At 72.4% G+C, this 22,922-nt stretch carries 22 protein-coding genes; 10 read left to right on the top strand and 12 right to left on the bottom strand.

Translation table 11 applies throughout. From position 1 onward, the window contains the following. Positions 1-90: 90 nt before the first annotated feature. On the bottom strand, positions 91-5,085 hold the full coding sequence (locus ASC56_RS27690) for an ATP-dependent helicase (protein WP_055494295.1): 4,995 nt from the start codon (positions 5,083-5,085) through the stop codon (positions 91-93). A 135-nt stretch (positions 5,086-5,220) separates the two neighbouring features. On the opposite strand from ASC56_RS27690, the gene ASC56_RS27695 reads away from it, so the two are divergent. Genes ASC56_RS27695 through ASC56_RS27705 form a run of 3 tightly spaced genes read left to right on the top strand, consistent with a single transcriptional unit; the run spans position 5,221 to position 7,213 of the window. Beyond that, positions 5,221-6,195, top strand: a complete 975-nt coding sequence (locus ASC56_RS27695; RefSeq protein WP_055494296.1) for an AraC family transcriptional regulator — start codon at positions 5,221-5,223, stop codon at positions 6,193-6,195. Continuing rightward, on the top strand, positions 6,114-6,908 hold the full coding sequence (locus ASC56_RS27700) for an AzlC family ABC transporter permease (RefSeq protein WP_055494297.1): 795 nt from the start codon (positions 6,114-6,116) through the stop codon (positions 6,906-6,908). Before ASC56_RS27695 ends, ASC56_RS27700 begins: the two co-directional genes overlap by 82 nt. Next, positions 6,905-7,213, top strand: coding sequence for an AzlD domain-containing protein (locus ASC56_RS27705; RefSeq protein ID WP_055494298.1), 309 nt, complete (start codon positions 6,905-6,907; stop codon positions 7,211-7,213). The genes ASC56_RS27700 and ASC56_RS27705 overlap by 4 nt, the downstream gene beginning before the upstream one ends. 42 nt (positions 7,214-7,255) lie before the next feature. Here the strand turns inward: ASC56_RS27705 and ASC56_RS27710 are convergent, their stop codons facing one another. Next, the gene (locus ASC56_RS27710) at positions 7,256-8,200 is read right to left on the bottom strand and encodes a hypothetical protein (protein WP_055494299.1); all 945 of its coding nucleotides are present in this window, start codon (positions 8,198-8,200) and stop codon (positions 7,256-7,258) included. Between the two features lie 81 nt (positions 8,201-8,281). On the opposite strand from ASC56_RS27710, the gene ASC56_RS27715 reads away from it, so the two are divergent. Both ASC56_RS27715 and ASC56_RS43190 read left to right on the top strand, forming a co-directional pair. Continuing rightward, positions 8,282-8,476 (top strand): DUF3046 domain-containing protein, encoded by a 195-nt coding sequence (locus ASC56_RS27715; RefSeq protein ID WP_055494300.1) that lies wholly within the window; start codon positions 8,282-8,284, stop codon positions 8,474-8,476. 60 nt (positions 8,477-8,536) lie between these two features. Next, positions 8,537-8,791 (top strand): hypothetical protein, encoded by a 255-nt coding sequence (locus ASC56_RS43190; RefSeq protein WP_055494301.1) that lies wholly within the window; start codon positions 8,537-8,539, stop codon positions 8,789-8,791. A 16-nt stretch (positions 8,792-8,807) separates the two neighbouring features. On the opposite strand, the gene ASC56_RS27725 is transcribed toward ASC56_RS43190, so the two are convergent. After that, positions 8,808-9,662 (bottom strand): hypothetical protein, encoded by an 855-nt coding sequence (locus ASC56_RS27725; protein WP_234377087.1) that lies wholly within the window; start codon positions 9,660-9,662, stop codon positions 8,808-8,810. Between the two features lie 334 nt (positions 9,663-9,996). On the opposite strand from ASC56_RS27725, the gene recA reads away from it, so the two are divergent. Continuing rightward, entirely contained in the window at positions 9,997-11,124 is a 1,128-nt protein-coding gene (gene recA, locus ASC56_RS27730) for a recombinase RecA (protein WP_055494302.1), read from the top strand. Between the two features lie 3 nt (positions 11,125-11,127). Further along, complete coding sequence (gene recX, locus ASC56_RS27735) at positions 11,128-11,919, top strand: recombination regulator RecX (protein ID WP_055494303.1); 792 nt, start codon at positions 11,128-11,130, stop codon at positions 11,917-11,919. Between the two features lie 234 nt (positions 11,920-12,153). Here recX and ASC56_RS27740 read toward each other — a convergent pair whose 3' ends face one another. From ASC56_RS27740 to ASC56_RS27770, 8 genes are all read right to left on the bottom strand, one after another. Then, positions 12,154-12,555: a rhodanese-like domain-containing protein gene (locus ASC56_RS27740; protein ID WP_055494304.1), complete on the bottom strand. Its 402-nt coding sequence runs from the start codon at positions 12,553-12,555 to the stop codon at positions 12,154-12,156. Next, positions 12,552-13,109, bottom strand: a complete 558-nt coding sequence (locus tag ASC56_RS27745; RefSeq protein WP_055494305.1) for a cysteine dioxygenase — start codon at positions 13,107-13,109, stop codon at positions 12,552-12,554. Before ASC56_RS27745 ends, ASC56_RS27740 begins: the two co-directional genes overlap by 4 nt. A gap of 72 nt (positions 13,110-13,181) precedes the next feature. Next, complete coding sequence (locus ASC56_RS43195) at positions 13,182-13,415, bottom strand: putative leader peptide (protein ID WP_371330303.1); 234 nt, start codon at positions 13,413-13,415, stop codon at positions 13,182-13,184. Further along, positions 13,369-15,051, bottom strand: a complete 1,683-nt coding sequence (locus ASC56_RS27750; RefSeq protein ID WP_055494424.1) for an FAD-dependent monooxygenase — start codon at positions 15,049-15,051, stop codon at positions 13,369-13,371. Before ASC56_RS27750 ends, ASC56_RS43195 begins: the two co-directional genes overlap by 47 nt. A 217-nt stretch (positions 15,052-15,268) precedes the next feature. After that, on the bottom strand, positions 15,269-16,177 hold the full coding sequence (locus ASC56_RS27755) for an amino acid ABC transporter permease (protein ID WP_055494306.1): 909 nt from the start codon (positions 16,175-16,177) through the stop codon (positions 15,269-15,271). Beyond that, positions 16,174-16,839 (bottom strand): amino acid ABC transporter permease, encoded by a 666-nt coding sequence (locus ASC56_RS27760; protein WP_055494307.1) that lies wholly within the window; start codon positions 16,837-16,839, stop codon positions 16,174-16,176. The genes ASC56_RS27755 and ASC56_RS27760 overlap by 4 nt, the downstream gene beginning before the upstream one ends. Before the next feature lie 114 nt (positions 16,840-16,953). Next, complete coding sequence (locus ASC56_RS27765) at positions 16,954-17,796, bottom strand: glutamate ABC transporter substrate-binding protein (RefSeq protein ID WP_055494308.1); 843 nt, start codon at positions 17,794-17,796, stop codon at positions 16,954-16,956. A gap of 275 nt (positions 17,797-18,071) precedes the next feature. Then, a complete protein-coding gene (locus tag ASC56_RS27770; RefSeq protein ID WP_055494309.1) occupies positions 18,072-18,848 on the bottom strand; it encodes an amino acid ABC transporter ATP-binding protein in 777 nt (258 codons plus the stop codon). Positions 18,849-19,201: 353 nt separating this feature from the next. Here ASC56_RS27770 and ASC56_RS27775 point away from each other — a divergent pair, with 353 nt between their 5' ends. Both ASC56_RS27775 and ASC56_RS27780 read left to right on the top strand, forming a co-directional pair. Next, entirely contained in the window at positions 19,202-19,891 is a 690-nt protein-coding gene (locus ASC56_RS27775) for a response regulator transcription factor (RefSeq protein WP_055494310.1), read from the top strand. Between the two features lie 9 nt (positions 19,892-19,900). Then, positions 19,901-21,316, top strand: coding sequence for a HAMP domain-containing sensor histidine kinase (locus tag ASC56_RS27780; RefSeq protein ID WP_107309362.1), 1,416 nt, complete (start codon positions 19,901-19,903; stop codon positions 21,314-21,316). 39 nt (positions 21,317-21,355) lie between these two features. On the opposite strand, the gene ASC56_RS27785 is transcribed toward ASC56_RS27780, so the two are convergent. After that, positions 21,356-22,354, bottom strand: a complete 999-nt coding sequence (locus ASC56_RS27785) for a TAXI family TRAP transporter solute-binding subunit (RefSeq protein WP_055494311.1) — start codon at positions 22,352-22,354, stop codon at positions 21,356-21,358. A gap of 94 nt (positions 22,355-22,448) precedes the next feature. On the opposite strand from ASC56_RS27785, the gene ASC56_RS27790 reads away from it, so the two are divergent. Beyond that, positions 22,449-22,853 carry a MazG nucleotide pyrophosphohydrolase domain-containing protein gene (locus ASC56_RS27790; RefSeq protein ID WP_055494312.1) on the top strand — a complete coding sequence of 135 codons (405 nt, stop codon included), beginning with the start codon at positions 22,449-22,451 and terminating at the stop codon, positions 22,851-22,853. The last annotated feature ends 69 nt before the right edge of the window (positions 22,854-22,922 follow it).

Raw genomic sequence — 22,922 nt, forward strand, 5'->3', positions numbered from 1 at the left:
TGCGAGTCGTACGGTGGGGCGCGCGACTACGCCCCGCACCGCCTGTCGGGCCACCAGAGAGGTTGCCGGCCGCCGCCGGGGGTCGACAGGTCATGCGCGGATGCGCAGCCCCCGCGGGGTCGCGATGAAGCCCGCTTCCTCCAGCAGGATGCCGAAGGGGGACGAGAGGGCCGAGGCGCCGTTGACGCGCTCCACCGTGACCGTGCCGAGGGAACCCGCCCGTGCCGCCGCCCCGAGGGCCTCGGCGGCCGTGCGCAGCCGGGCGTCCTGCGTCGGCTCGACCTCCGGGTCGGAGGGCCAGGCCAGCAGGGTCTTGCCGCCGCGCTCCATGTAGAGCGCCAGTTCACCGTCGACCAGGACCACGAGCGAACCCGCCTTGCGCCCCGGCTTGTGCCCGGCATCCGTCGGCGGCTCGGGCCAGGGCAGGGCCGCGCCGTACGCGTTCGCCGGGTCGGCGGCCGCGAGGACGACCGTACGCGCCGAGCCGGTGGCGCGGGTGCGGTTCGGCGGCAGGCCCCGTCCGTGCCGTCCGTACGCGGAATCGGAGCCGGCTTCCACGGCCGAGAAGCCGGAACCCGAGCGAGGGCCTCCGAAACCGGGTGCGGACAGCGGGTCCGGGACGGGGGGACCCATGGCGAAGGCGTCGTCGAAGCCGATGCCGGACGGACCGGCCGGGCCGTCGTCGAATCCGGTGCCCGAGGCGGCGTCCGGGCCGTCGAACGGGCCGGGCCCGGTGTCCTGAGCCCCGATGGGGTCGAACGGGTGGGCGTGGTCACCGGGGAACCCGTTCGTGAAGCCGTTCCCCGAGCCGGGCCCCGCCGCCGCGCCCGGCAGCGGTTCCTGCCGCTCGCGTGCGTTCGCCGCCGCGCGCAGCCGGTCAACCGCGCCGTCCATCGCGAACTGTGCCGCGCCCAGCCCCTCGACCACATAGCCCCGACGTGCCTGACCGCTCTCCTCGAAGGCGGACAGGACGCGATACACGGCGGAGAAGCCGCCCTCGACGCCTTCCGCGCCCACCGCGCCGCGGGTCACCACACCGTGCCGGTCCAGCAGCGTCCGGGCCCGGGCATGGGCACGGACGGTGGGGTCGGCCTCCCGGGCCGGAAGCAGCGACCACCGGCCCGCGACGGTCGGCGGGCCCGTACGGGACTGGGGGCGGGCGGCGGCCGTCAGCGAGCCGTACCGCCCCCGCGGGACCGTCCGCTTGGCGCGGTGCGCGGTGGAGCCCGCGGTACGGCCCGAGCCGAGGAGCGACCGCAGCGGCGCGAGGGTGTCGTTCGTCAGCCGCCCCGACCAGGCCAGGTCCCAGATCGCGTCGGCCAGTTGGGGTTCCGTGACGTCCGGGTGCGTGGTGGCGCGCACCTGGTCGGCGATCTGGCGGAAGAACAGACCGTAACCCCCCGAGAGGGCGTCCAGGACCGACTGGTGCAGCGCGGTCAGCTCCAAGGGGTGCGGGGCGGGCAGCAGCACGGGCGCCGAATCCGCCAGATAGAGGGAGATCCAGCCGTCCTTGCCGGGCAGCGCGCCCGCGCCCGCCCACACCACCTCGCCGGCGGCCGTGAGTTCGTCCAGCATCGCGGGCGTGTAGTTCGCGACCCGGGACGGCAGGACGAGCTTCTCCAGGGCGGACGCCGGCACGGAGGCGCCCTGCAGCTGCTCGATCGCGCGCACCAGACCATCCACACCGCGCAGCCCGTGCCCACTGCCGACGTGCTGCCACTGCGGCAGGAACTGCGCCAGCGCGGCCGGGGGCACCGGCTCCAGCTCATGCCGCAGCGCCGCCAGCGAACGGCGCCGCAGCCTGCGCAGCACCGCGGCGTCGCACCACTCCTGGCCGATCCCCGCCGGGTGGAACTCGCCCTGGACGATCCGGCCGGCCGCTGCCAGCCGTTGCAGCGCGCCCTCGGTGACCGCCACCCCGAGTCCGAACCGCGCGGCCGCGGTGGCCGAGGTGAACGGGCCGTGGGTGCGCGCGTACCGCGCGAGCAGGTCGCCGAGCGGGTCCTTGACGGGCTCGGTGAAGGCCTCCGGGACGCCCACCGGCAGCGCCGTGCCCAGCGCGTCGCGCAGCCGGCCCGCGTCCTCGATCGCCGCCCAGTGGTCGGCGCCCGCGATACGGACCTTGATCGCCCGGCGGGCGGCGGCCAGCTCCTGGGCCCAGTGCGGCTCGGCGCCCCGCTCCACCAGCTCGGCGTCGGTGAGCGGGCCCAGCAGCCGCAGCACGTCCGCGACCGACTCGACGTCCTTGACGCGCCGGTCCTCGGTGAGCCACTGCAGCTCGCGCTCCAGCTCCGTCAGGACCTCGGCGTCGAGCAGCTCCCGCAGCTCCGCCTGGCCCAGCAGCTCGGACAGCAGCCGGGAGTCCAGCGACAGCGCGGCGGCGCGCCGCTCGGCGAGCGGTGAGTCCCCCTCGTACAGGAACTGCGCGACATAACCGAACAGGAGCGAGCGGGCGAAGGGGGACGGCTCCGGGGTGGTGACCTCGACGAGCCGCACCGCCCGGGACTCGATGTCCCCCATCAGCTCGACGAGCCCCGGGACGTCGAAGACGTCCTGCAGGCACTCGCGGACGGCCTCCAGGACGATCGGGAACGAGCCGAACTCGCTGGCCACCTGGAGCAGCTGGGCCGCGCGCTGACGCTGCTGCCACAGCGGGGTGCGCCTGCCCGGACTGCGGCGCGGCAGCAGCAGTGCCCGGGCCGCGCACTCGCGGAACCGGGACGCGAACAACGCCGAGCCGCCGACCTGGTCGGTGACGATCTGGTCGACCTCGCCCTTGTCGAAGGCGACGTCAGCCGCGCCGACGGGCGCCTGCTCGGCGTCGTACTGCGTGCCCGCCTTCATCGGCTCCTGGTCCAGCAGGTCCAGGCCCATCAGATCGGCGTCGGGCAGCCGCAGCACGATCCCGTCGTCGGCGTGCATGACCTGGGCGTCCATGCCGTACCGCTCGGCCAGCCGGGCGCCCAGCGCGAGCGCCCACGGGGCGTGGACCTGGGCGCCGAAGGGGGAGTGCACCACGACCCGCCAGTCGCCCAGCTCGTCGCGGAAGCGCTCGACGACGATGGTGCGGTCGTCCGGGACGTGACCGCACGCCTCGCGCTGTTCGTCGAGGTACGACAGCACGTTGTCCGCGGCCCAGGCGTCGAGACCCGCGGCCAGCAGCCGCAGCCGCGCGTCCTCCTTGGACAGCGAGCCCACCTCGCGCAGGAACGCCCCCACCGCGCGGCCCAGCTCCAGCGGGCGGCCCAGCTGGTCGCCCTTCCAGAAGGGCAGCCGGCCCGGGACGCCCGGTGCCGGGGACACCAGGACACGGTCGCGCGTGATGTCCTCGATCCGCCAGGAGCTGGTGCCCAGCGTGAACACGTCCCCGATCCGGGACTCGTAGACCATCTCCTCGTCCAGCTCGCCGACCCGGCCCCCGCCCTTCTTCGGGTCGGCACCGGCGAGGAAGACCCCGAAGAGGCCGCGGTCCGGAATCGTGCCCCCGGAGGTGACCGCGAGGCGCTGGGCGCCCGGGCGGCCCGTGATCGTGCCCGTGACCCGGTCCCACACCACGCGCGGGCGCAGCTCCGCGAAGGCGTCGGAGGGATAGCGGCCCGCGAGCATGTCCAGCACCGCCGTGAACGCCGACTCGGGCAGGGAGGCGAAGGGGGCCGCCCGGCGGACGGTGGCGAGGAGGTCGTCGAACTGCCAGGTGTCGAGCGCAGTCATGGCGACGAGCTGCTGAGCGAGCACGTCCAGCGGGTTCGCCGGAACCCTCAGCGACTCGATGGAGCCGACGCGCATCCGCTCGGTGACCACGGCGGCCTGGACGAGGTCGCCGCGGTACTTGGGGAAGACCACGCCCGTGGAGACCGCGCCGACCTGGTGTCCGGCGCGGCCCACGCGCTGCAGTCCGGAGGCCACGGACGGCGGTGACTCGACCTGGACGACGAGGTCCACCGCGCCCATGTCGATGCCCAGCTCAAGGCTGGAGGTGGCGACCACGGCGGGCAGCCGGCCCGCCTTCAGGTCCTCCTCGACGAGGGCGCGCTGCTCCTTGGAGACCGAACCGTGGTGGGCGCGGGCGAGCACCGGGGGCGCCCCCTGGGCCGCGCCCGAGCCGCCCATCAGCTGGGCGGGCGCGTGGTGCTCGTCCAGCGTTTCGCCGGTGGCCCTCTCGTACGCGATCTCGTTGAGCCGGTTGCACAGCCGCTCCGCGAGGCGGCGTGAGTTGGCGAACACGATCGTCGAGCGGTGGGCCTGGACCAGGTCGGCGATCCGCTCCTCGACATGCGGCCAGATGGAGGGGCGCTCCGCGCCCTCGGACCCGTCGGCGACGGGAGAGCCGCCCAGCTCGCCGAGGTCCTCGACGGGGACGACGACGGAGAGATCGAACTCCTTGCCCGACTTCGGCTGGACGATCTCCACCTTGCGGCGCGGGGAGAGGAAGCGGGCGACCTCGTCCACCGGGCGCACGGTGGCGGACAGGCCGATGCGGCGCGCGGGCTTCGGCAGCAGCTCGTCGAGTCGCTCCAGGGAGAGCGCCAGATGCGCGCCGCGCTTGGTGCCCGCCACCGCATGAACCTCGTCCAGGATGACCGTCTCCACGCCCGTCAGCGCGTCGCGCGTGGACGACGTGAGCATCAGGAACAGCGATTCGGGGGTGGTGATGAGGATGTCCGGCGGGCGTGTGGACAGGGCGCGGCGCTCGGCGGCCGGAGTGTCGCCGGAACGGATGCCCACCGTCACCTCCGGCTCGGGCAGGCCGAGCCGCACCGATTCCTGGCGGATACCCGTGAGCGGGCTGCGCAGATTCCGCTCCACGTCGACCGCGAGGGCCTTCAGCGGGGACACGTACAGCACCCGGCAGCGCTTCTTGGGGTCGGCGGGCGGCGGGGTGGACGCCAGCTGGTCCAGCGCGGCGAGGAAGGCGGCCAGCGTCTTGCCGGATCCGGTCGGCGCGACCACGAGCACGTCCGAACCCTCGCCGATGGCGCGCCACGCCCCGGCCTGGGCGTCGGTGGGCGCGGAAAACGCCCCCGTGAACCAGCCGCGGGTCGCGGGGGAGAAGCCGTCGAGGGCTCGGTGTGCGGGACTTGCCATGCGTCAATCCTGCACCCGCCCACTGACAAACCCATCTGACCTGGGCAAATGCCCAGGGAAGGGGGCGGCGGGCGGGCTCCGGGCGTCCGGGCCGTGGCGCGGAGGCCGCCCCGGCCGTGACGCAGAATGGGGGCCATGGCAGGTTCCGGGGAGCGCGCACGGCACTGGCAGTACGACGAACTGCCCGGTGTCGACCTGCTGCGGGCCCGCTACATCCGCAAGACCTTCGTGCGGCACACCCACGAGCACTTCGTGATCGCGGCGATCGCCGACGGGGTCGAGATCTTCCACCACGGCGGCGCCGACCAGTACGCGGGCCCGGGCGCCCTGGCGCTGGTCAACCCCGACACCCCGCACACGGGCCGGGCCGGCGGACCCGAGGGCTGGCGGTACGGGGCCGTCTACCCCTCGCCGGAGCTGGTGGCCGAGATCGCCGCCGAGACCACGGCCCTCCGCGGCACCCCCGGCTTCGCCACTCCGGTGCTGGACGACCCGTACGCCGCAGGCCTGGTCCACGAGGTGCTCCGGGCCGCGGACGAGGGGAACGCGCTGGCCGCCGACACCGTGCTGCGGATCGCCGTGACCCGGCTGCTGCGGCTCAACGGCGGGCCGATGCCGCAGCGCTCCGTGCGTACCGCGGGCGCCCGCGCCGCCGCACGCGCGCGTGCCCTGCTGGAGGAACGGATGGCCGAGCCTCCGAGCCTGGAACGGCTCGCGGCCGAGCTCGGGACCAGCCCCTTCGCGCTGCTGCGTGCCTTCCGCGACACCTACGGCATGCCCCCGCACGCCTGGTTGACGGACGCCCGCGTCCGCCGGGCCCGGCACCTCCTGGACTCCGGCATCGCGCCCGCGCGGGCGGCGGTCACGGTGGGTTTCACCGACCAGCCGCACCTCAACCGGCACTTCACCCGCATCGTGGGCGTGCCTCCGGGCGCGTACCAGCGCGAGCGCAGGGGTGACGGCCCGCGCACGCCGGGGCGCAAGAACGTACAAGACCCGCCGCAACGGCAGCTCGTACCGTCCGGGGCGTGGCAGAACAGACCGCTCTCGCGGACATACACAGGGAAGACGGCGGCAAGCCGGACGCCGCCGTCGTCCGGGACGCCCTAGGAGTCGGCGTCGCCGTAGGCCTGTCCGGCTTCGCCTTCGGGGTGACCTCGGCCGGCAGTGGGCTCACCCTGCTGCAGACCTGCGCGCTCAGCCTCCTGGTGTTCACCGGAGCCTCGCAGTTCGCCCTCGTGGGCGCCCTAGCGGCCGGGGGCAACCCGTTCACGGCGGCGGCGGGCGCCTTCTTCCTGGGCGTGCGGAACGCGTTCTACGGGCTGCGTCTTTCGCAGTTGCTGGCCCTTCCGCGCGCGGTGCGGCCGCTGGCCGCCCAGTGGGTCATCGACGAGACCACAGCCGTCGCGCTCGCCCAGCCGACGCGGCGCGGCGTCCGCATCGGTTTCACCGTCACCGGACTGTCCCTCTATGTGCTGTGGAACCTGACCACGCTCCTGGGGGCCGTCGGCGCGCAGGCCATCGGCGACACGAACGCCTGGGGTCTGGACGCCGCCGGGCCCGCGGTCTTCCTGGCGCTGCTCGCGCCGATGCTGAAGACGACCACTGAGCGCGCGGTGGCGGGCGCCGCCGTGGTGTTCGGGCTCGGGCTGCTGCCGGTCCTGCCCGCCGGGGCACCGGTCCTGGTGGCGGCGCTGGCGGCTCCGGCCGTCCTGTGGCTGGAGGGACGCCGCCGCGGCGGGCGCGAGTCCAAGGGGGCGGGCGCCGGCGACGTACAGAGCGATCTTCGGAGCCGGCACGACGTGCGGGAGGAAGACCGATGAACATCTGGATCGCGATCGGCGTGACCGCCGTCGGCTGCTACGCCGTCAAGCTCATCGGCCTGCTGGTCCCCGCGGGAGTCCTGGAGCGGCCGATCGTCCAGCGGCTCGCGGCCCTGCTCCCCGTTGCCCTCCTGGCCGCCCTGACGGCCCAGCAGACCTTCGCCGACGGCCGCGTCCCGGTGCTGGACGCCAGGGCGGCGGGACTCGCCGCGGCCGCCCTGGCCCTGCTCCTGCGCGCCCCCTTCCTGCTCGTCGTCGCAGCGGCCGTCGTGGTGACGGCCGGGGTACGGGCGATGACGGGCTGAGCCGCCGGCCGGATCGCGCGCGGACCACGGGGCCGCGCGCGGTCAGCCCACGGCCCGCCCGTACGCCCGTAGGGTGCGCAACGCCTCGATGGTCGCCACGGAGCGGTGCTCCAGGACGGGGCCCGGCGCCCACTGGCGCCGGCGGACGGGCCAGCCGCCGTCCTCCTGCTGCTCGGCCGCGAGGAAGTCCAGGGCGCGCGCCATCTCCTCGTCGGTGAACCACGCGCGCGCGAGGGAATCGGGGCTACGCGCGAAGTCGTACGGGAAGTGGTGCTCGTCCCGCGCGTACCCCGGCGGGACCGGACACGCCTCCAGGCGGTCCGGATCCAGGACCGTGAGCCGCTGTTCGCGCACCAGGCGGCCGAGGCGGTCGGCGGTCGCCTCCGCGCGCGGGCGGTCCGGCGCCGAGTCCAGGAAGGCCACCGCCGCCTCGACCTCGCAGGGATGCGACCGCTCCAGGGCTTCGACCGCCTGCCAGCAGAAGTCGGTGGCCCGGAACAGCCATGCGTGCCACACCTCGTTGCGGTGCAGCAGGCCCACCACCGGACCGGTGGCGAGCAGATCGCTCGGCGGCTGGTCGACGACGGGCACGAAGGGGGCCGCCGGATAGCCGCGCTGGCTGGGATGGATCGCCGGAAGGGCGCCGTCCGGCGTCGACACCGCGGTCAGATAGCGGCACACCCGCTCCACGCGCCGGCCCCCGCACCGTCCGATCGAGTCCAGGACGCGCAGCGCGTGCGCGGTGTGCAGGGGCTGGCTGACCGGCCCGCGCAGATCGGGTTCGAGGGCGTGGCCGTACCCGTCGTCCTCGTTGCGGTAGGCGGCCAGCGCGGTCTCCACCGGGTCGGCGTCGCCGCCGCGGAAGTGGTAGGCGAAGCGGCGCCGCTCCAGCACGCGCGCGGTGAGCCAGACGAAGTGCTCGGCGCGCGAGAGCGGGGAGTGCGCCGGGGGCGTGGAGGAGAGTGGAGATGCTCCGGATTGGGCCATGGCTCAGACCGTAGGGCGCAAAGCGTTGTTGGCAAGCGGTCCTGGGCGGGGGCCCACTCTCAGGGGCGGGATACTGGAGTCATGCGGTTGACGGTCTTCTGGCAGCGGATGGCGGATCACTTCGGTGAGGCGTACGCCGAAACCTTCGCACGCGATCACGTCATGTCGGAGCTCGGCGGGCGCACGGTGCGCCAGGCGCTGGCGGCCGGCTGGGAGGCCAAGGACGTGTGGCGCGCGGTGTGCACGGCCATGAACGTTCCGCACGAGAACCGCTGAAGGGCCACGAAGATCCACAGGCGGTGCCCGGATGTCGGTGGCGTGGGTGAGACTTGCTCCGTGGCCCCGACGGACGAGACCTCGCAGATCCCCCGGCAGGAATCGCCGCTCGACACGACACCGCCGGACCGTCCCCCGGCGGGAGGCGGCGCCGTGCCGAACGCCCGCATGCCGCGCTGGTTGCCGCGCGCCATGGTGCTGGCCCTCGCCCTCGTGAAGCGGTACGACGTCACGGACGACCCTCGGGCCCACGGGCACCTCGGACCCGGCTCGGGCGTTCTGATCGCGCGCCTGCGGCGGCTGTTCCCCGGATGAGGCGGCTTCGCGGCCGTCACCAGGCGAGGGCCGCCCGGAATCCAGCGGCGAGCACGGCGGCCGTGTAACCGCCCACGGCCGCGCACATGATCCGGCGCTTCGTCACATCGCTCCAGGACGTGCGGGACAGCAGCCAGGCCAGCGCGGGCAGCACCAGCACGGCGTGCAGACTCACCCCGTGCAGCGGCTTGAGCGGCGCCGTCGCGTGGTACGCCGCCTGTTGATGCCCGGTGCGTGACAGCACGACCCCGCGCGCGATCATCGCGGCACCCGACAGCAGCGCGACGATGAGGATCGCGAACCCGGAGCGCAGCGCGAGTGCCATCCCGGGCGGGCCGCCGGGCCGGTGCCGGAACGCGGCGGCGGCGAACACCGAGAGCACGACGACCAGGATGCCGCCGCCCACCGCGAGCGTCATCGCGACCAGGCTGTCGAAGGGAGTCTCGGTGTTGAGGTGCGAGGGCACGCGGCGCCACGCCTGGAGGGTGATCCCGGCGACCTCCACGACGCAGTCGGCCGCGAACACGGCGAGCAGGACGGTACGCCACCGCGCACCCACGCGCAGGTACGACGTCACCCAGGTGACCGTGATCAGCGTCAGCCCGAAGGAGAGCCCGAACGTGACGGGCTTGCGCCAGGAGACGGGGCCGTCCCAGGGGCCGCCGTCGACGGCGAACACCAGCAGGTGCGCGAGTCCGGACAGCACGAGCACGGCCCCGATCGCCCAGCAGAGGCGTTCGCCGGGGCGGGCGGCGTGCCACAGGGCGATCGTCCGGCCGCCGGGGCCGGGGCCCGTGGCGGTCGGCGGGCCGGCCGGAGGGGATGGGGCGACGACGGCGAGGGCGGGGTCCGGGACTCCGTGGTGTTCCATGGGGTCAGCGTCGACGCCACGGGCCGGGTCGTCGTCGTACCGCCGGAGACTTCTGGCGTACGCCCCGTGAAGTAGCGCTCGGGCGTGGCGGGGAACCGGTGTTGAAGGTGCGCGCATCCGGCCTCGGGAGTGCCCTGTGGTGCGCTTGACACGAAAATCGAACATCCATTCTTATGGAGGCTCCGGCGGGGTTTCGGCGGGGGTTTCGACGCGGTTTCGATAGAGAAGTGCCCGAGTTATCCACAGGCCGGACGGGCGTCGGGGCGCATTGTCAGTGGCAGGCGTTAGCGTCTTTGACGTGAAGCGATCGACTCAAGCAAACCGGGTGGAACCCATGGCAGGAACCGACCGCGAGAAGGCCCTGGACGCCGCGCTCGCACAGATTGAACGGCAATTCGGCAAGGGCGCGGTCATGCGCATGGGCGAGCGGTCGAAGGAGCCCATCGAGGTCATCCCGACCGGGTCGACCGCGCTCGACGTGGCCCTCGGCGTCGGCGGTCTGCCGCGCGGCCGCGTGGTGGAGATCTACGGACCGGAGTCCTCCGGTAAGACGACCCTGACCCTGCACGCCGTGGCGAACGCGCAGAAGGCCGGCGGCCAGGTCGCCTTCGTGGACGCCGAGCACGCCCTCGACCCCGAGTACGCGCGGAAGCTGGGCGTCGACATCGACAACCTGATCCTCTCCCAGCCGGACAACGGCGAACAGGCGCTGGAGATCGTGGACATGCTCGTCCGCTCCGGCGCGCTCGACCTCATCGTCATCGACTCCGTCGCCGCGCTCGTCCCCCGCGCGGAGATCGAGGGCGAGATGGGCGACAGCCACGTGGGTCTGCAGGCCCGCCTGATGAGCCAGGCCCTCCGGAAGATCACCAGCGCGCTCAACCAGTCCAAGACCACCGCGATCTTCATCAACCAGCTGCGCGAGAAGATCGGCGTGATGTTCGGCTCCCCGGAGACCACGACCGGTGGCCGGGCACTGAAGTTCTACGCCTCGGTGCGCATCGACATCCGCCGCATCGAGACCCTGAAGGACGGCACGGAGGCGGTCGGCAACCGCACCCGCTGCAAGGTCGTCAAGAACAAGGTCGCGCCCCCCTTCAAGCAGGCCGAGTTCGACATCCTCTACGGCCAGGGCATCAGCCGTGAGGGCGGCCTGATCGACATGGGTGTCGAGCACGGCTTCGTCCGCAAGGCCGGCGCCTGGTACACGTACGAGGGCGACCAGCTCGGCCAGGGCAAGGAGAACGCGCGCAACTTCCTCAAGGACAACCCCGACCTGGCCAACGAGATCGAGAAGAAGATCAAGGAGAAGCTGGGCGTCGGTGTGCGGCCGGAGGAGCCTGCCGCCGAGCCGGGCACGGAAGCGGCGAGTGGCGCGTCCGCGGCCGAGGACACCGCCAAGACGGTGCCCGCGGCGGCGACCAAGGCCGCCAAGTCCAAGGCCCCGGTGGCCAAGAGCTAGCCCATGACACGACGAACCGACCGGGCCGAGTACGTCCGGCCCGGGGCCCCGCAGGGACGGGGGAGCCAGGGCGACGGGGGGTCCGTCGGGGGCGGTGACGGGGCGTACGACGACGTGTGCGGCGAAGAGGGGGCGTACGGCGAGGGGGCCCCGCGCGGTGACGGCCGCGCGCGTGGGGGACGAGGGCGAGGGGGGCGAGGGCGAGGGCGGCGGCGCGGCTTCGGGGAGCCGGCCGACGGCCCACAGGACGGGGGCTCCTCCTTCTCGTCGAGGGCCGAGAAGGGGGAGTCCCCTGAGGACCCGGCCGAGCGGGCGCGGGCGATCTGTCTGCGCCTGCTCACCGGGACCCCGCGCACGCGGAAACAGCTCGCGGACGCTCTGCGCAAGCGGGAGATCCCCGAGGACGTGGCGGACGAGGTGCTGTCGCGGTTCGAGGAGGTCGGCCTGATCGACGACAGCGCCTTCGCGGACGCGTGGGTGGAGTCCCGGCACCACGGCCGGGGCCTGGCCCGGCGGGCGCTCGCGCGGGAGCTGCGGACGAAGGGCGTGGACTCCGCGCTGATCGACGAGGCGGTCGGGCAGCTCGACACCGAGCAGGAGGAGGCCACCGCACGGGAACTCGTCGCCCGCAAGCTGCGCGCGACCCGGGGCCTCGACCGCGACAAACGCCTGCGCCGCCTTGCGGGCATGCTCGCCCGCAAGGGCTACTCCGAGGGGGTGGCCCTGCGGGTGGTCCGTGAGGCACTGGAGGCCGAGGGGGAGGACATGGAGGGATGGGGGGACGAGGGGTTCTGAACGGGTCCGGGGCTCCTCGACAGCGACAGCACACAGCTGACGACACCGCCACGGCCCGCGCTGCCTGAGCGCGTCGGCCGGGTGCGGACGGGGGCGGGACCCATCGGACACGGGCCCTGAACACGGTAGACGCGCGGGGGCGCCGATCGCGTTCAGGGCCCGGATGCGTCCCGGAGGACGGCGGGAAGCACCGCCCACGGCTGCCGGGACGATGAACGGTGGCCAGAGGCCGGGTTACGCCGTCACCGGCAGGCCCGCTGCCCTCCAGGCCTGGAAGCCGCCCACCAGGTCCGTGGCGCGGTGCAGGCCCAGTTGGCGCAGGGAGGCGGCGGCCAGGCTGGAGGCGTAGCCCTCGTTGCACACGACCACCACGCGCAGGTCGTGGCTCGTGGCCTGAGGCGCGCGGTGGCTGCCCTGCGGATCGAGGCGCCACTCCAGTTCATTGCGTTCGACGACGAGGGCGCCCGGGATCAGTCCGTCACGATCGCGCAGGGCCGCGTACCGGATGTCCACGAGGAGCGCATCACCGGCCTGTGCGGCCTCGTACGCCTCCGCCGCCTCCACCCGGTCGAAGCCCTGGCGGACCCGCTCCAGCAGTTCGTCGATGCCCAGGGGGCGTTCGGGCACGGCGGTCACTGCCAGTCCTCCGGGCGCTCGACCTGCTCCAGGCGCAGCACCGGACCCGTGCGGCTGTAGCGGCGGATCTGCGGCAGGGGCGGGTAGTAGGCATGGATCGAGAGCGCGTGCTGGTCGGTGGACTCGTTGAGCACCTCGTGCACATGGTGCTGCCCGAACGAGCGGCCCCTGCCGGCCGGCAGCCGCCGCTGCCGGTCCACCCCGTCGCTGAGTTCGAGGGTCTTCCAGCCGTCGGAGGGCAGCCGGGCCGCGAGCGAGTTCTCCTTGAGTTCACCCGCCGCGGTGACGAAGGCGCCGACCGACTCGGCATGGTCGTGCCAGCCGGTGCCGGTGCCGGGCGGCCAGCCGATCAGCCAGGCCTCGCTGCCGCCGGGACCCTCAAGGCGTACCCAGGTACGGCCTTCGGGGTCCAGCGGGAGTGAGGCGATGAGCTCGGTGTCGGCGGCCGTACGGCGTACGAAGTCGAGCAGCTCGGCCTGGGTGGGGGTCCGAGCCGGGGCGGAGACGGAGGAAGAAGGAGACGAAGAAGGAGATGAAGAAGGAGATACGGACAACGGGTACCGTCCTGAGGTTCGCGTGGGCCGAGCGGCGCCACGGGCAGGCCGCACGGATGAAGGGAAGCGAGTTCAACAGGACGGGCGACACACGCAGCCCGCATAGCGGACGAGGTCCATATGGACCCTCCGCCACAGGCGCACACAGGTGTCGGTCACGATCCGGAGTACACCATGGCGGCCCCGACCGGTCAACTGACCGTCACCATGTGGACCCCACGGTGACTGTGTGTTCGGATGAGCGGCCCCCGCCACGCCCCTACCCTCGGCCCGCTCCCGCCGGGGCCTGCGCCTTCGCCGGACCACCCAGCGTCGCCTCCGCCGCCGCGTACAGGTCGGCCGGGCGCACCCCGCTCAGCGCCGTGACCAGACGGCCGTCCGGCCGGACCAGGAGGACGGTGTGGGCGGGCGCACCCGGGTAGCTCTCGGCGACCAGCAGTTCCGCCGGGTGCGGCAGGGCCGTCACCGCCGCCGCCAGCCGGGGCATGATCCCGGCGGACACCCAGTGCTTGCGCTCCCACACGCCCGTGCCCGGCGCGACCAGCACCACCAGCAGCGATCCACGCCCCAGCCGGTCCCGTAGCCGTACGAAGGAGCCGTCCTCGGCCGTCACCCGAACATCCACGACCGGGGCCCCGGGCTCGGTCTCGACCGGTACCGCCGACTCCCCGGGCGCGGGCATGAGCGGGGAGCCGGCGTACGTCCCCGGCGCGCCCAGTGCGCCGCGCCCCAGATGGCCGTCCGCGAGCAGTGCGTCATGGCCGCGGGCGGCCCCGGGCACGTACGACCGCAGGCCTTTGCCGCTCCGCAACAACGGCAGCGCCTGGTCCGCTGCGCGCAGCCGGGCCGCGACGACGGCGCGGCGTTCCGCCTGATAGCTGTCGAGCAGAGCCTCGTGCGGACCGTGGTGCCAGGCCGAGGCAAGCTTCCAGGCGAGGTTGTCGACGTCCCGGAGGCCCTCGTCGAGGCCCTGGGTGCCGAGCGCGCCGAGCAGATGCGCGGCGTCCCCGGCGAGGAAGACCCGGCCGACGCGCCAGCGGCGCGCGAGCCGGTGGTGGACGGTGTGGACGCCCGTGTCCAGGAGGTCGTACGCGGGCGTGGTGCCCCCGTTCCAGCCCGCGAGGGTCTCCCGGACAAGGGTGACGATCAGCTCGGGCGTGACCAGGTCCTTGCCCGGCGGCAGCAGCCAGTCCAGGCGCCACACCCCGTCGGGCAGGGGGCGCGCCGCGACCTCGCCGCCCGAGGGGCCCGACGTCCGCCACGGCGGCATGCGGTGCAGCAACGCTTCGCCTTCCCAGGGCAGTTCGGTGCGCAGGGCCGCCACGGCGTGGCGCTCCACCCCCGTACGGCCCGGGAAGCGGATGCCGAGGAGTTTGCGCACCGTCGAGCGCGGGCCGTCGCTCCCGACCAGGTAACTGCCGCGCCACCAGGTGTCCCGGGGCCCGCGCGCGTGCGCCGTGATGCCCGAGGGCTCCTGCTCGATGGAGTCCAGCCGGCTCTCCGCCGCGAGTTCGGCCAGTGGTTCGGCGGCGATGGCCTCGCGCAGGGCGCCGGTGAGCACGTGCTGGGCGATGTGCAGCGGGGCAGGCCCCCCGGCGACGCCGGATACGTCGGCCGGGCCGCTCCCGCTCTCGGCGGTGCCGTACCCGCCCATGCGCTGCGGCTGTGCGCCCGCCGCCCCGAACGCCACGGTCCGCGTCACCTGCTTGCGGCGCATCGACCGCCATCCGGCCCAGCACAGCCCGGCCTCGGCGAGCGGGGTTCCCGTCAGCCGTTCCGTCAGGGCGGCGGTGTCCTCGCGCAGCACGACCGTGCGTGCGGCCCGCTGTTCGTCCTTGCCCGGGCCCTCGTCGAGGACCACGGACGGCACCTCCTGGCGCGCCAGCGCCAGCGCGAGCGACAGGCCCACGGGCCCCGCTCCGACGATGATCACCGGGTCCACGGTGCGGCGCCCCCTGCCCACAGCGTTGTCCCGAGAGGCGTATGTGAACTGGAGGTTGGAGCAGGGTGCACGATCACAGAAAGTATGCAACAGACTGCGCGCCAGCCGGTCAAGCGGGACGCACGGCCGGTGCCCTTCGCAAGCGACGGAGGCAGCGGCGCTCAGGCCGCTGCCTCCGTGCAGGTCACGCCGTTCGGCCGGGTCGGATCGGCCGTTCTCAGACCGTCCCGCCGGCGCCGGTCCCGAAGGTGCCGCCGATCTGGGCCGGCTTGAGCTCCTCGACCTCCTCCGCGGCGAGGACCGCTCCCGTGCTCCGCTTGCTGCGTCGCAGCCTGCGCTCCAGCCAGCTCGCGAAGCTCGTCAGGGCGAAGTTCAGCGCGATGAAGACGACCGCCACCACGATGAAGCTGGCGATGACGTTGGCGTAGTTGGCCGCGAGCGTGCTGCGCGCGTTCAGCAGCTCGGGGAACGCCAGCATCACGCCGCCCAGTGCGGTGTCCTTCACGATGACGACGAGCTGGCCGACGATGGCCGGCAGCATCGCCGTGACGGCCTGCGGCAGCAGGATGCCGGTCATCGTCTGACTCTTGCGCAGGCCTATCGCGTACGCGGCCTCGGTCTGGCCCCTGGGGAGGGCCAGGATGCCGGCCCGTACCACCTCGGCGAGGACCGAGGCGTTGTAGAACACCAGGCCGGTGACGACCGCGTAGAGGGGCCGCTGGTCGCTGGAGATGTTCGTGGAGCTGACGTAGAACTCGTTGGCGAACAGCATCAGCAGCAGCACCGGGATCGCCCGGAAGAACTCGACCACCACACCGGCCGGAACCCGGACCCACCGGTGGTCGGACAGGCGCGCGATGCCGAAGACCGCGCCCAGCGGCAGGGCGATGACCATGGCGAGCGCCGCGGCCTTCAGGGTGTTGCCGAGACCGGGCAGCAGATACGTCGTCCAGGCCTCGGCGGTGGTGAAGGGCTGCCACAGGACCCACTTCAGCTGGCCCTTGTCGTCCATCGTCCGCCAGACCCACCACAGGAACAGGGCGAGCAGGACGACGAAGACGATGGAGAGGATCACATTGCGCCGCTTGGCGCGGGGGCCGGGGGCGTCGTAGAGAACGGAGCTCATCGCTTCACCGCCAGTCGCTTGCCCAGCCAGCCGAGGACGAGGCCGACCGGCAGGGTCAGTACCACGAAGCCGAAGGCGAAGACGGCGCCGATGGCGATCAGCTGGGCCTCGTTCTCGATCATCTTCTTCATCAGGGCGGCAGCCTCGGCCACGCCGATCGCGGCCGCCACGGTCGTGTTCTTGGTCAGGGCGATCAGTACGTTGGCCAGGGGGCCGATGACCGCACGGAAGGCCTGCGGCAGCACGATGAGGCGGAGGGTCTGGCCGAAGTTCAGCCCGATGGCACGCGCCGCTTCGGCCTGCCCGAGCGGAACGGTGTTGATGCCGGAGCGCAACGCCTCGCAGACGAAGGCCGCGTGGTAGGCGATGAGGCCGAGTATCGCCAGCCGGAAGCCCTGGATGGTGAAGTCGGAGGCCCCCATCGTCACGCCGAAGATGTCGGCGAGGCCGAGCGAGGTGAAGACGATGATGACCGTGAGGGGGATGTTCCGGACGATGTTCACGTAGGCGCTGCCGAACCCGCGCATGAGCGGGACCGGGCCGACCCGCATCGCGGCCAGCAGGGTGCCCCAGACCAGGGAGCCCAGGGCGGAGAAGACGGTGAGCTTCACCGTCATCCAGAACGCCCCTAGGACGTCGTAACCTTGAAGAAAGTCGAACACGATCTCCCGCGCTTCCGGGTGTGTGGCGTACGAGGAGGGCGTGGCGGCCGCCGCTGTGATCGCGGCGAGCGGCGGCGCGCCTGCGGAACCCTGCGTTACCTGGGGATCCCTGGGTTACTTGACGATCTGGCCGATCTTCGGGGCGGGCTCGTTCTTGTAGTTGGCCGGGCCGAAGTTCTTGTCGACCGCCGCCTTCCAGGAGCCGTCGGACACCATCTTCTCCAGGGCGGCGTTGATCTTGTCCGCGGTCGCGGTGTCGCCCTTCTTGACGCCGATGCCGTAGTTCTCGTTGCTCAGCTTGAGCCCCGCGAGCTTGAACTGGCCCTTGTACTTGTCCTGGGCGGCGAAGCCCGCGAGGATCGAGTCGTCGGTGGTCACCGCGTCCACGGCGCCGCTCTGCAGGCCGGCGATGCACTCCGAGTAGCCGCTGTACTCGCGCAGCTGGGCCTTGGGAGCGATCTTGTCGTGGATGTTCTGTGCCGAGGTGGAACCGGTCACGGAACAGAGCTTCTTGCCGTTGAGGTCCGTGGCCTTGGAGATGTCGGAGTTCGCCTTCACCAGCAGGTCCTGGTGGGCCAGCAGGTAGGGGCCGGCGAAGTCGACCTTCGCCTTGCGCTTGTCGTTGATCGAGTACGTGGCCGCGATGAACTTGACGTCGCCGCGGGCGAGCGCGCTCTCACGGTCGGCGCTCTTGGTCTCGACGAACTCGATCTGGTCCGCCTTGTAGCCCAGTTGCTTGGCGACGTAGGTCGCCACGTCCACGTCGAAGCCGGAGAAGGAACCGTCCGGCTGCTTCAGGCCGAGGCCGGGCTGGTCGTACTTGATACCGATCTTGATCGTCTTGCCGCCGCCGCTGCCGGAGGAGCCGCCGCTCTTGTTGCCGGACCCGCAGGCCGTGGCGGCGGTGGCGAGGGCGAGGACGACGGCCGTGGCCGCGGTGACCTTGCGGAGCTTCATGGTGAACATCCTTTGCGTGGTGAAGAGTTGGGGGCCGCGGCCCGGGACGCGGACCGTCGGTGGCGGAGGGCGCGGGTCGTCAGGGGCGCCGTCCGTGACATGGCTTCGGGCCGTCGGCTGGCGGGGCGCAGGTCGTCGGGGAGCGGGGCGCAGGTCGTCGGGGAGCGGGGCGCAGGTCGTCGGGGGAGTGGCGAGGGTCGTGGGCGAGTGGCGAGTGGCGAGTGGCGAGGGTCGTCGGGGAGTGGACCGAGCCGTCGGGGGCGCGGGCCGGGCCGTCAGTGGTGCAGGATCTTCGACAGGAAGTCCTTGGCGCGGTCGCTGCGCGGGTTGCTGAAGAACTGGTCCGGCGCGGCCTCTTCGACGATGCGGCCGTCGGCCATGAAGACCACGCGGTTGGCGGCCGAACGTGCGAAGCCCATCTCATGGGTGACGACGACCATGGTCATGCCCTCCCGGGCGAGCTGCTGCATGACCTCCAGGACCTCGTTGATCATCTCGGGGTCCAGGGCCGAGGTCGGCTCGTCGAAGAGCATGACCTTCGGGTCCATCGCCAGGGCGCGGGCGATCGCGACGCGCTGCTGCTGTCCGCCGGAGAGCTGCGCGGGGTACTTGTCCGCCTGGGTGGCGACGCCCACCCGGTCGAGCAGGCCGCGCGCCTTCTCCTCGGCCTGCCGCTTGTCCGTTCTGCGGACCTTGACCTGGCCCAGCATCACGTTCTCGAGCACCGTCTTGTGCGCGAAGAGGTTGAAGGACTGGAAGACCATGCCGACGTCGGCGCGCAGCCGCGCCAGTGCCTTGCCCTCCTGGGGCAACGGACTGCCGTCGATCAGGATCTCGCCCGAGTCGATGGTCTCCAGGCGGTTGATGGTGCGGCACAGGGTGGACTTCCCCGACCCCGAGGGGCCGATGACCACGACGACCTCGCCACGGGCCATGGTCAGGTCGATGTCCTGGAGCACGTGCAACGCGCCGAAGTGCTTGTTGACGCTCCTCAGGACGACCAGTTCGTCGGTCGCGGCCACCGAGTCCTTGGCCACCGATACTTCGGTCATTGCTGACTGGCTCCGTCCTCGCTCGGTTTCGGAGGACAGTAGTAACGGCGTACGACCAGCGTCATTACATCTGAGGGAGATCTGAGCATCACAATCCGATAGCGGCCGTGCGCATGCCGTAGCAGGCGCGCGCCGGGCTCGTACCGGCTGGATAACGGAAGCCGCCCGCAACCGGAAGCCTCTTGACGCCGTCCTTGTTCATCGGCGTGACTGCCATGGTGCACGCGCTCGCGTGCACTCGTTCGTGTGGACGACGCTTTCCGGTACAAGGAGACAGAAGACCCTCGTACCTGTGGATGTACATGCGGAGAGCGAACGGGATTCGTACGGCGGAGGAACCGGAGGGGGCCGGCATGAGACTGCTTCTCGTCGAGGACGACAACCACGTCGCGGCCGCCCTGTCCGCGGTGCTCGCCCGGCACGGCTTCGTCGTCACGCACGCCCGCAGCGGCGAGGAGGCCCTCCAGGCGCTGGTCCCCGAGGGTCCCGGCTTCGGCGTCGTCCTGCTCGACCTGGGCCTGCCCGACCAGGACGGCTACGAGGTCTGCGGCAAGATCCGCAAGCGCACCAGCAGCACCCCGGTGATCATGGTGACCGCCCGCTCCGATGTGCGCTCCCGGATCCACGGCCTCAACCTCGGCGCCGACGACTACGTGGTCAAGCCGTACGACACCGGGGAACTGCTCGCGCGCATCCACGCCGTCGCCCGGCGCGTCCCGCACGTGGACGACACCGGCGCCACCGAGACCGCGCTGCGCCTCGGCCCCGTGCGCATCGAACTGCCCACCCGCCAGGTCAGCGTGGACGGCTCGGTGATCCAGCTGACCCGCAAGGAGTTCGATCTGCTCGCCCTGCTGGCCCAGCGCCCGGGCGTGGTGTTCCGTCGTGAGCAGATCATCAGCGAGGTGTGGCGCACCAGTTGGGAGGGGACCGGACGCACCCTGGAGGTGCATGTCGCATCCCTGCGCTCCAAGCTGCGCATGCCCGCCTTGATCGAGACCGTGCGCGGCGTCGGGTACCGGCTCGTCGCCCCGGCCGCCTAGCGGGGACGGGTGGGCGCACGTCTGCTTCCGCTGCTCATCGTCCTGATGGCGGCCGTGCTGCTCGCGCTCGGCGTTCCTCTCGCGGTGAGCCTCGCGGCCGCCCAGCAGCAACGGGTGGTCGTCGACCGCATCGACGACACCGCGCGCTTCGCGGCCCTCGTCGTCACCGAACGGCCCGCCGCTTCCCGGGCGGGAGTCACGGACGAGCGCGGCGAGACCCTGCGCAAGGAACTCGCCATGTACTACGACGTCTACGGCATCCGGGCCGGCGTCTTCTACCGCGACGACGCACCCATGGCCCACGCGCCGGAGGACTGGTACCTGCCGCAGCGGGGCGAGGGCCGCGACGCCTTCAACGAGGCCCTCCTGGGGCGCCGCAGCCACGACCCCGAGCAGGTCTGGCCCTGGCAGCGCACCCGGCTCGTGGTCGCCTCCCCCGTCATCCGTGACGGCGACGTCATCGCCGTCGTCGTCACCGACTCGCCCACCGGGCAGATGAGATCGAAGACCCTGCACGGGTGGCTGCTCATCGGGGCGGGCGAGGTCGCCGCGATGCTGCTGGCCGTCGGCGCCGCACTGCGCCTGACCGGCTGGGTGCTCAGGCCCGTACGGATCCTGGACGCGACGACCCACGACATCGCCACCGGCCGTCTCAAGTCCCGTGTCGCGGCCGCGGGCGGACCGCCGGAACTCAGACGCCTGGCCCGGTCGTTCAACGAGATGGCGGACAACGTCGAGGAAGTACTGGAACAGCAGCGCGCGTTCGTCGCCGACGCCTCACACCAGTTGCGCAATCCGCTCTCCGCGCTGCTGCTGCGCATCGAACTGCTCGCCCTCGAACTGCCCGAGGACAACGAGGAGATCGGCTCCGTACGCACCGAGGGCAAGCGCCTCGCCCAGGTCCTCGACGACCTGCTCGATCTGGCGCTCGCCGAGCACGCCGAGGCGGACCTGCGCATCACCGACATCGGCGCGCTGACCGCCGAGCGGGTCGCGGCCTGGGGTCCGGCCGCGCAGGCCAAGGGCGTACGGCTGACCGGGAACTGCCCGGCCACCACGGCCTGGGCGGATCCCGTCACCCTCTCCAGCGCGCTGGACGCGGTCATCGACAACGCGGTGAAGTTCACGCCCGAGTCGGAGCGCGTCGAGGTGGAGGTCGTGGCGAGCGGCGAGAGCGCCACGGTCGTGGTCACCGACGGCGGCCCGGGCCTGAGCGACGACGAACTCGCCCGTGTCGGCGATCGCTTCTGGCGAAGCGCGGCGCACCAGAACATCAAGGGATCAGGGCTCGGACTGTCGATCTCGCGGGCGCTGCTGGCGGCAGGGGGCGGCTCGATCTCCTACGAGCACCATGAGCCGCACGGTCTGAAGGTGACGGTCACGGTGCCGCGGACGGCGCCCGCGCCCGGCCCGCCCGGGGTCTGAGACCGGGGCCGGGCCAAGAGCTCCGAAGTTCTAAGAGCTCTAAGGCTTGACCGACCGGTAGTAGCGCCGCGCCCCGTCGTGCAGCTCCAGCGGATCCGTGTAGATCGCCGTGCGCAGGTCCACCAGCTGGGCCGCGTGCACCTGCAGCCCGATCCGGTCACGGCTGTCGATCACCGCACGGGTGAGCTTCTCGGTCAGGTCCGCGTTCATGTCCTCCCGTGTCATCAGGAGGTTCGCGACGGCCACGGTCTGCACGGAGGAGCCCTGCTCGGCGTCCGGGTAGGCGTCGGCGGGCATCACCGCGGCCCGGTAGTAGCGCGACGCGCCACCCTGTGCGTGCAGCTTCGCCACCAGGTCGCCGCCGATCGGCACCAGGCGGATCGCGAAGTGCCTCGACAGCTCCGTGATCGCGCTGGTCGGCAACCCGCCCGACCAGAAGAACGCGTCGATCCTGTGCCGCTGCAGCAGCTCGGGCATGGTCCCGATGCCGTCGGACAGCGGAGTGATGTCCCGCTTCGGGTCCAGCCCGGCCGCGGTGAGCACGTGTTCCGCGATCAGTCGTACTCCGGACCCACCCGGCCCGACGGCGACCGTGCGGCCCTTCAGATCCGCCACCGACTGCACGGGGGACGAGCGCGGCACCACCAGGTGCACGTAGTCGTCGTACAGACGTGCGCAGCCACGCAGCCGGTCCGCACCCGGCTTCTTCTCCAGCGCGTACGTCTCCACCGCGTCGGCCGCCGCGATGGTGAAGTCGGCGTCCCCCGTCGCCACCCGCCGTACGTTCTCCTGCGACCCGTCGCTGTTCAGCAGCCGTACGTCCAGCTTCGGCATGTCCTTGGCGATCGCGCGCTGCAGCAGGGTGCCGTACTTCTGGTAGACGCCGGTCGGGGTTCCCGTACTGAAGGTGACCGTGCCGCTCGGGGACGTGTCGCCGAGCGGCAGCAGCCACCACAGCAGCAGCCCGAGGACCGCGAGCGCGGCCGCCGAACCCAGCAGCGCGCGGCGTCTGCCGATACGGGGGAGTGCCTGGAGCATGCGCGCGATCCTGCCAGCACCTACGCATCCCTGACCAGGGCCGGGTGAACGGGAGGCCCAGGGGTGACCGCGCGGTGATCGATAGGGTCGCCGGATGCACCCTTCTCCCGCCTCTCTCGTCCGTGAGTTCCACCGCGCCTTCGGGCTCGACGCCCGTACGGTGCCGACCGAGGTGGCCCCGGAGCTGGCCGCGCACCGCGGTCAGCTGCTCGCCGAGGAGGCCGCGGAAGTCGCCGAGGTGTCCGTCACCGGCCCGCTCGACCGGCTGGCGCACGAGCTGGCCGACGTGGTGTACGTGGCGTACGGCACGGCCCTCGTGCACGGCATCGACCTCGACGCCGTGATCGCCGAGATCCACCGCGCCAACATGACCAAGATCGGCCCGGACGGCACGGTCGCCCGCCGGGCCGACGGCAAGGTGCTCAAGGGCGAGCACTACCGGGCCCCGGACGTCTCCGAGATCCTGCGCGGCCAGGGCTGGACTCCGTCGCAGGTGTAGGACCCGTCCCACGGACGGGGTGAATCCGTCGGGCGCGGAGCCGGTGACGCGCCGGTCCGGGACGGCCGT

The sequence above is a fragment of the Streptomyces sp. TP-A0356 genome (assembly GCF_001417775.1).
GTDB lineage: Bacteria > Actinomycetota > Actinomycetes > Streptomycetales > Streptomycetaceae > Streptomyces.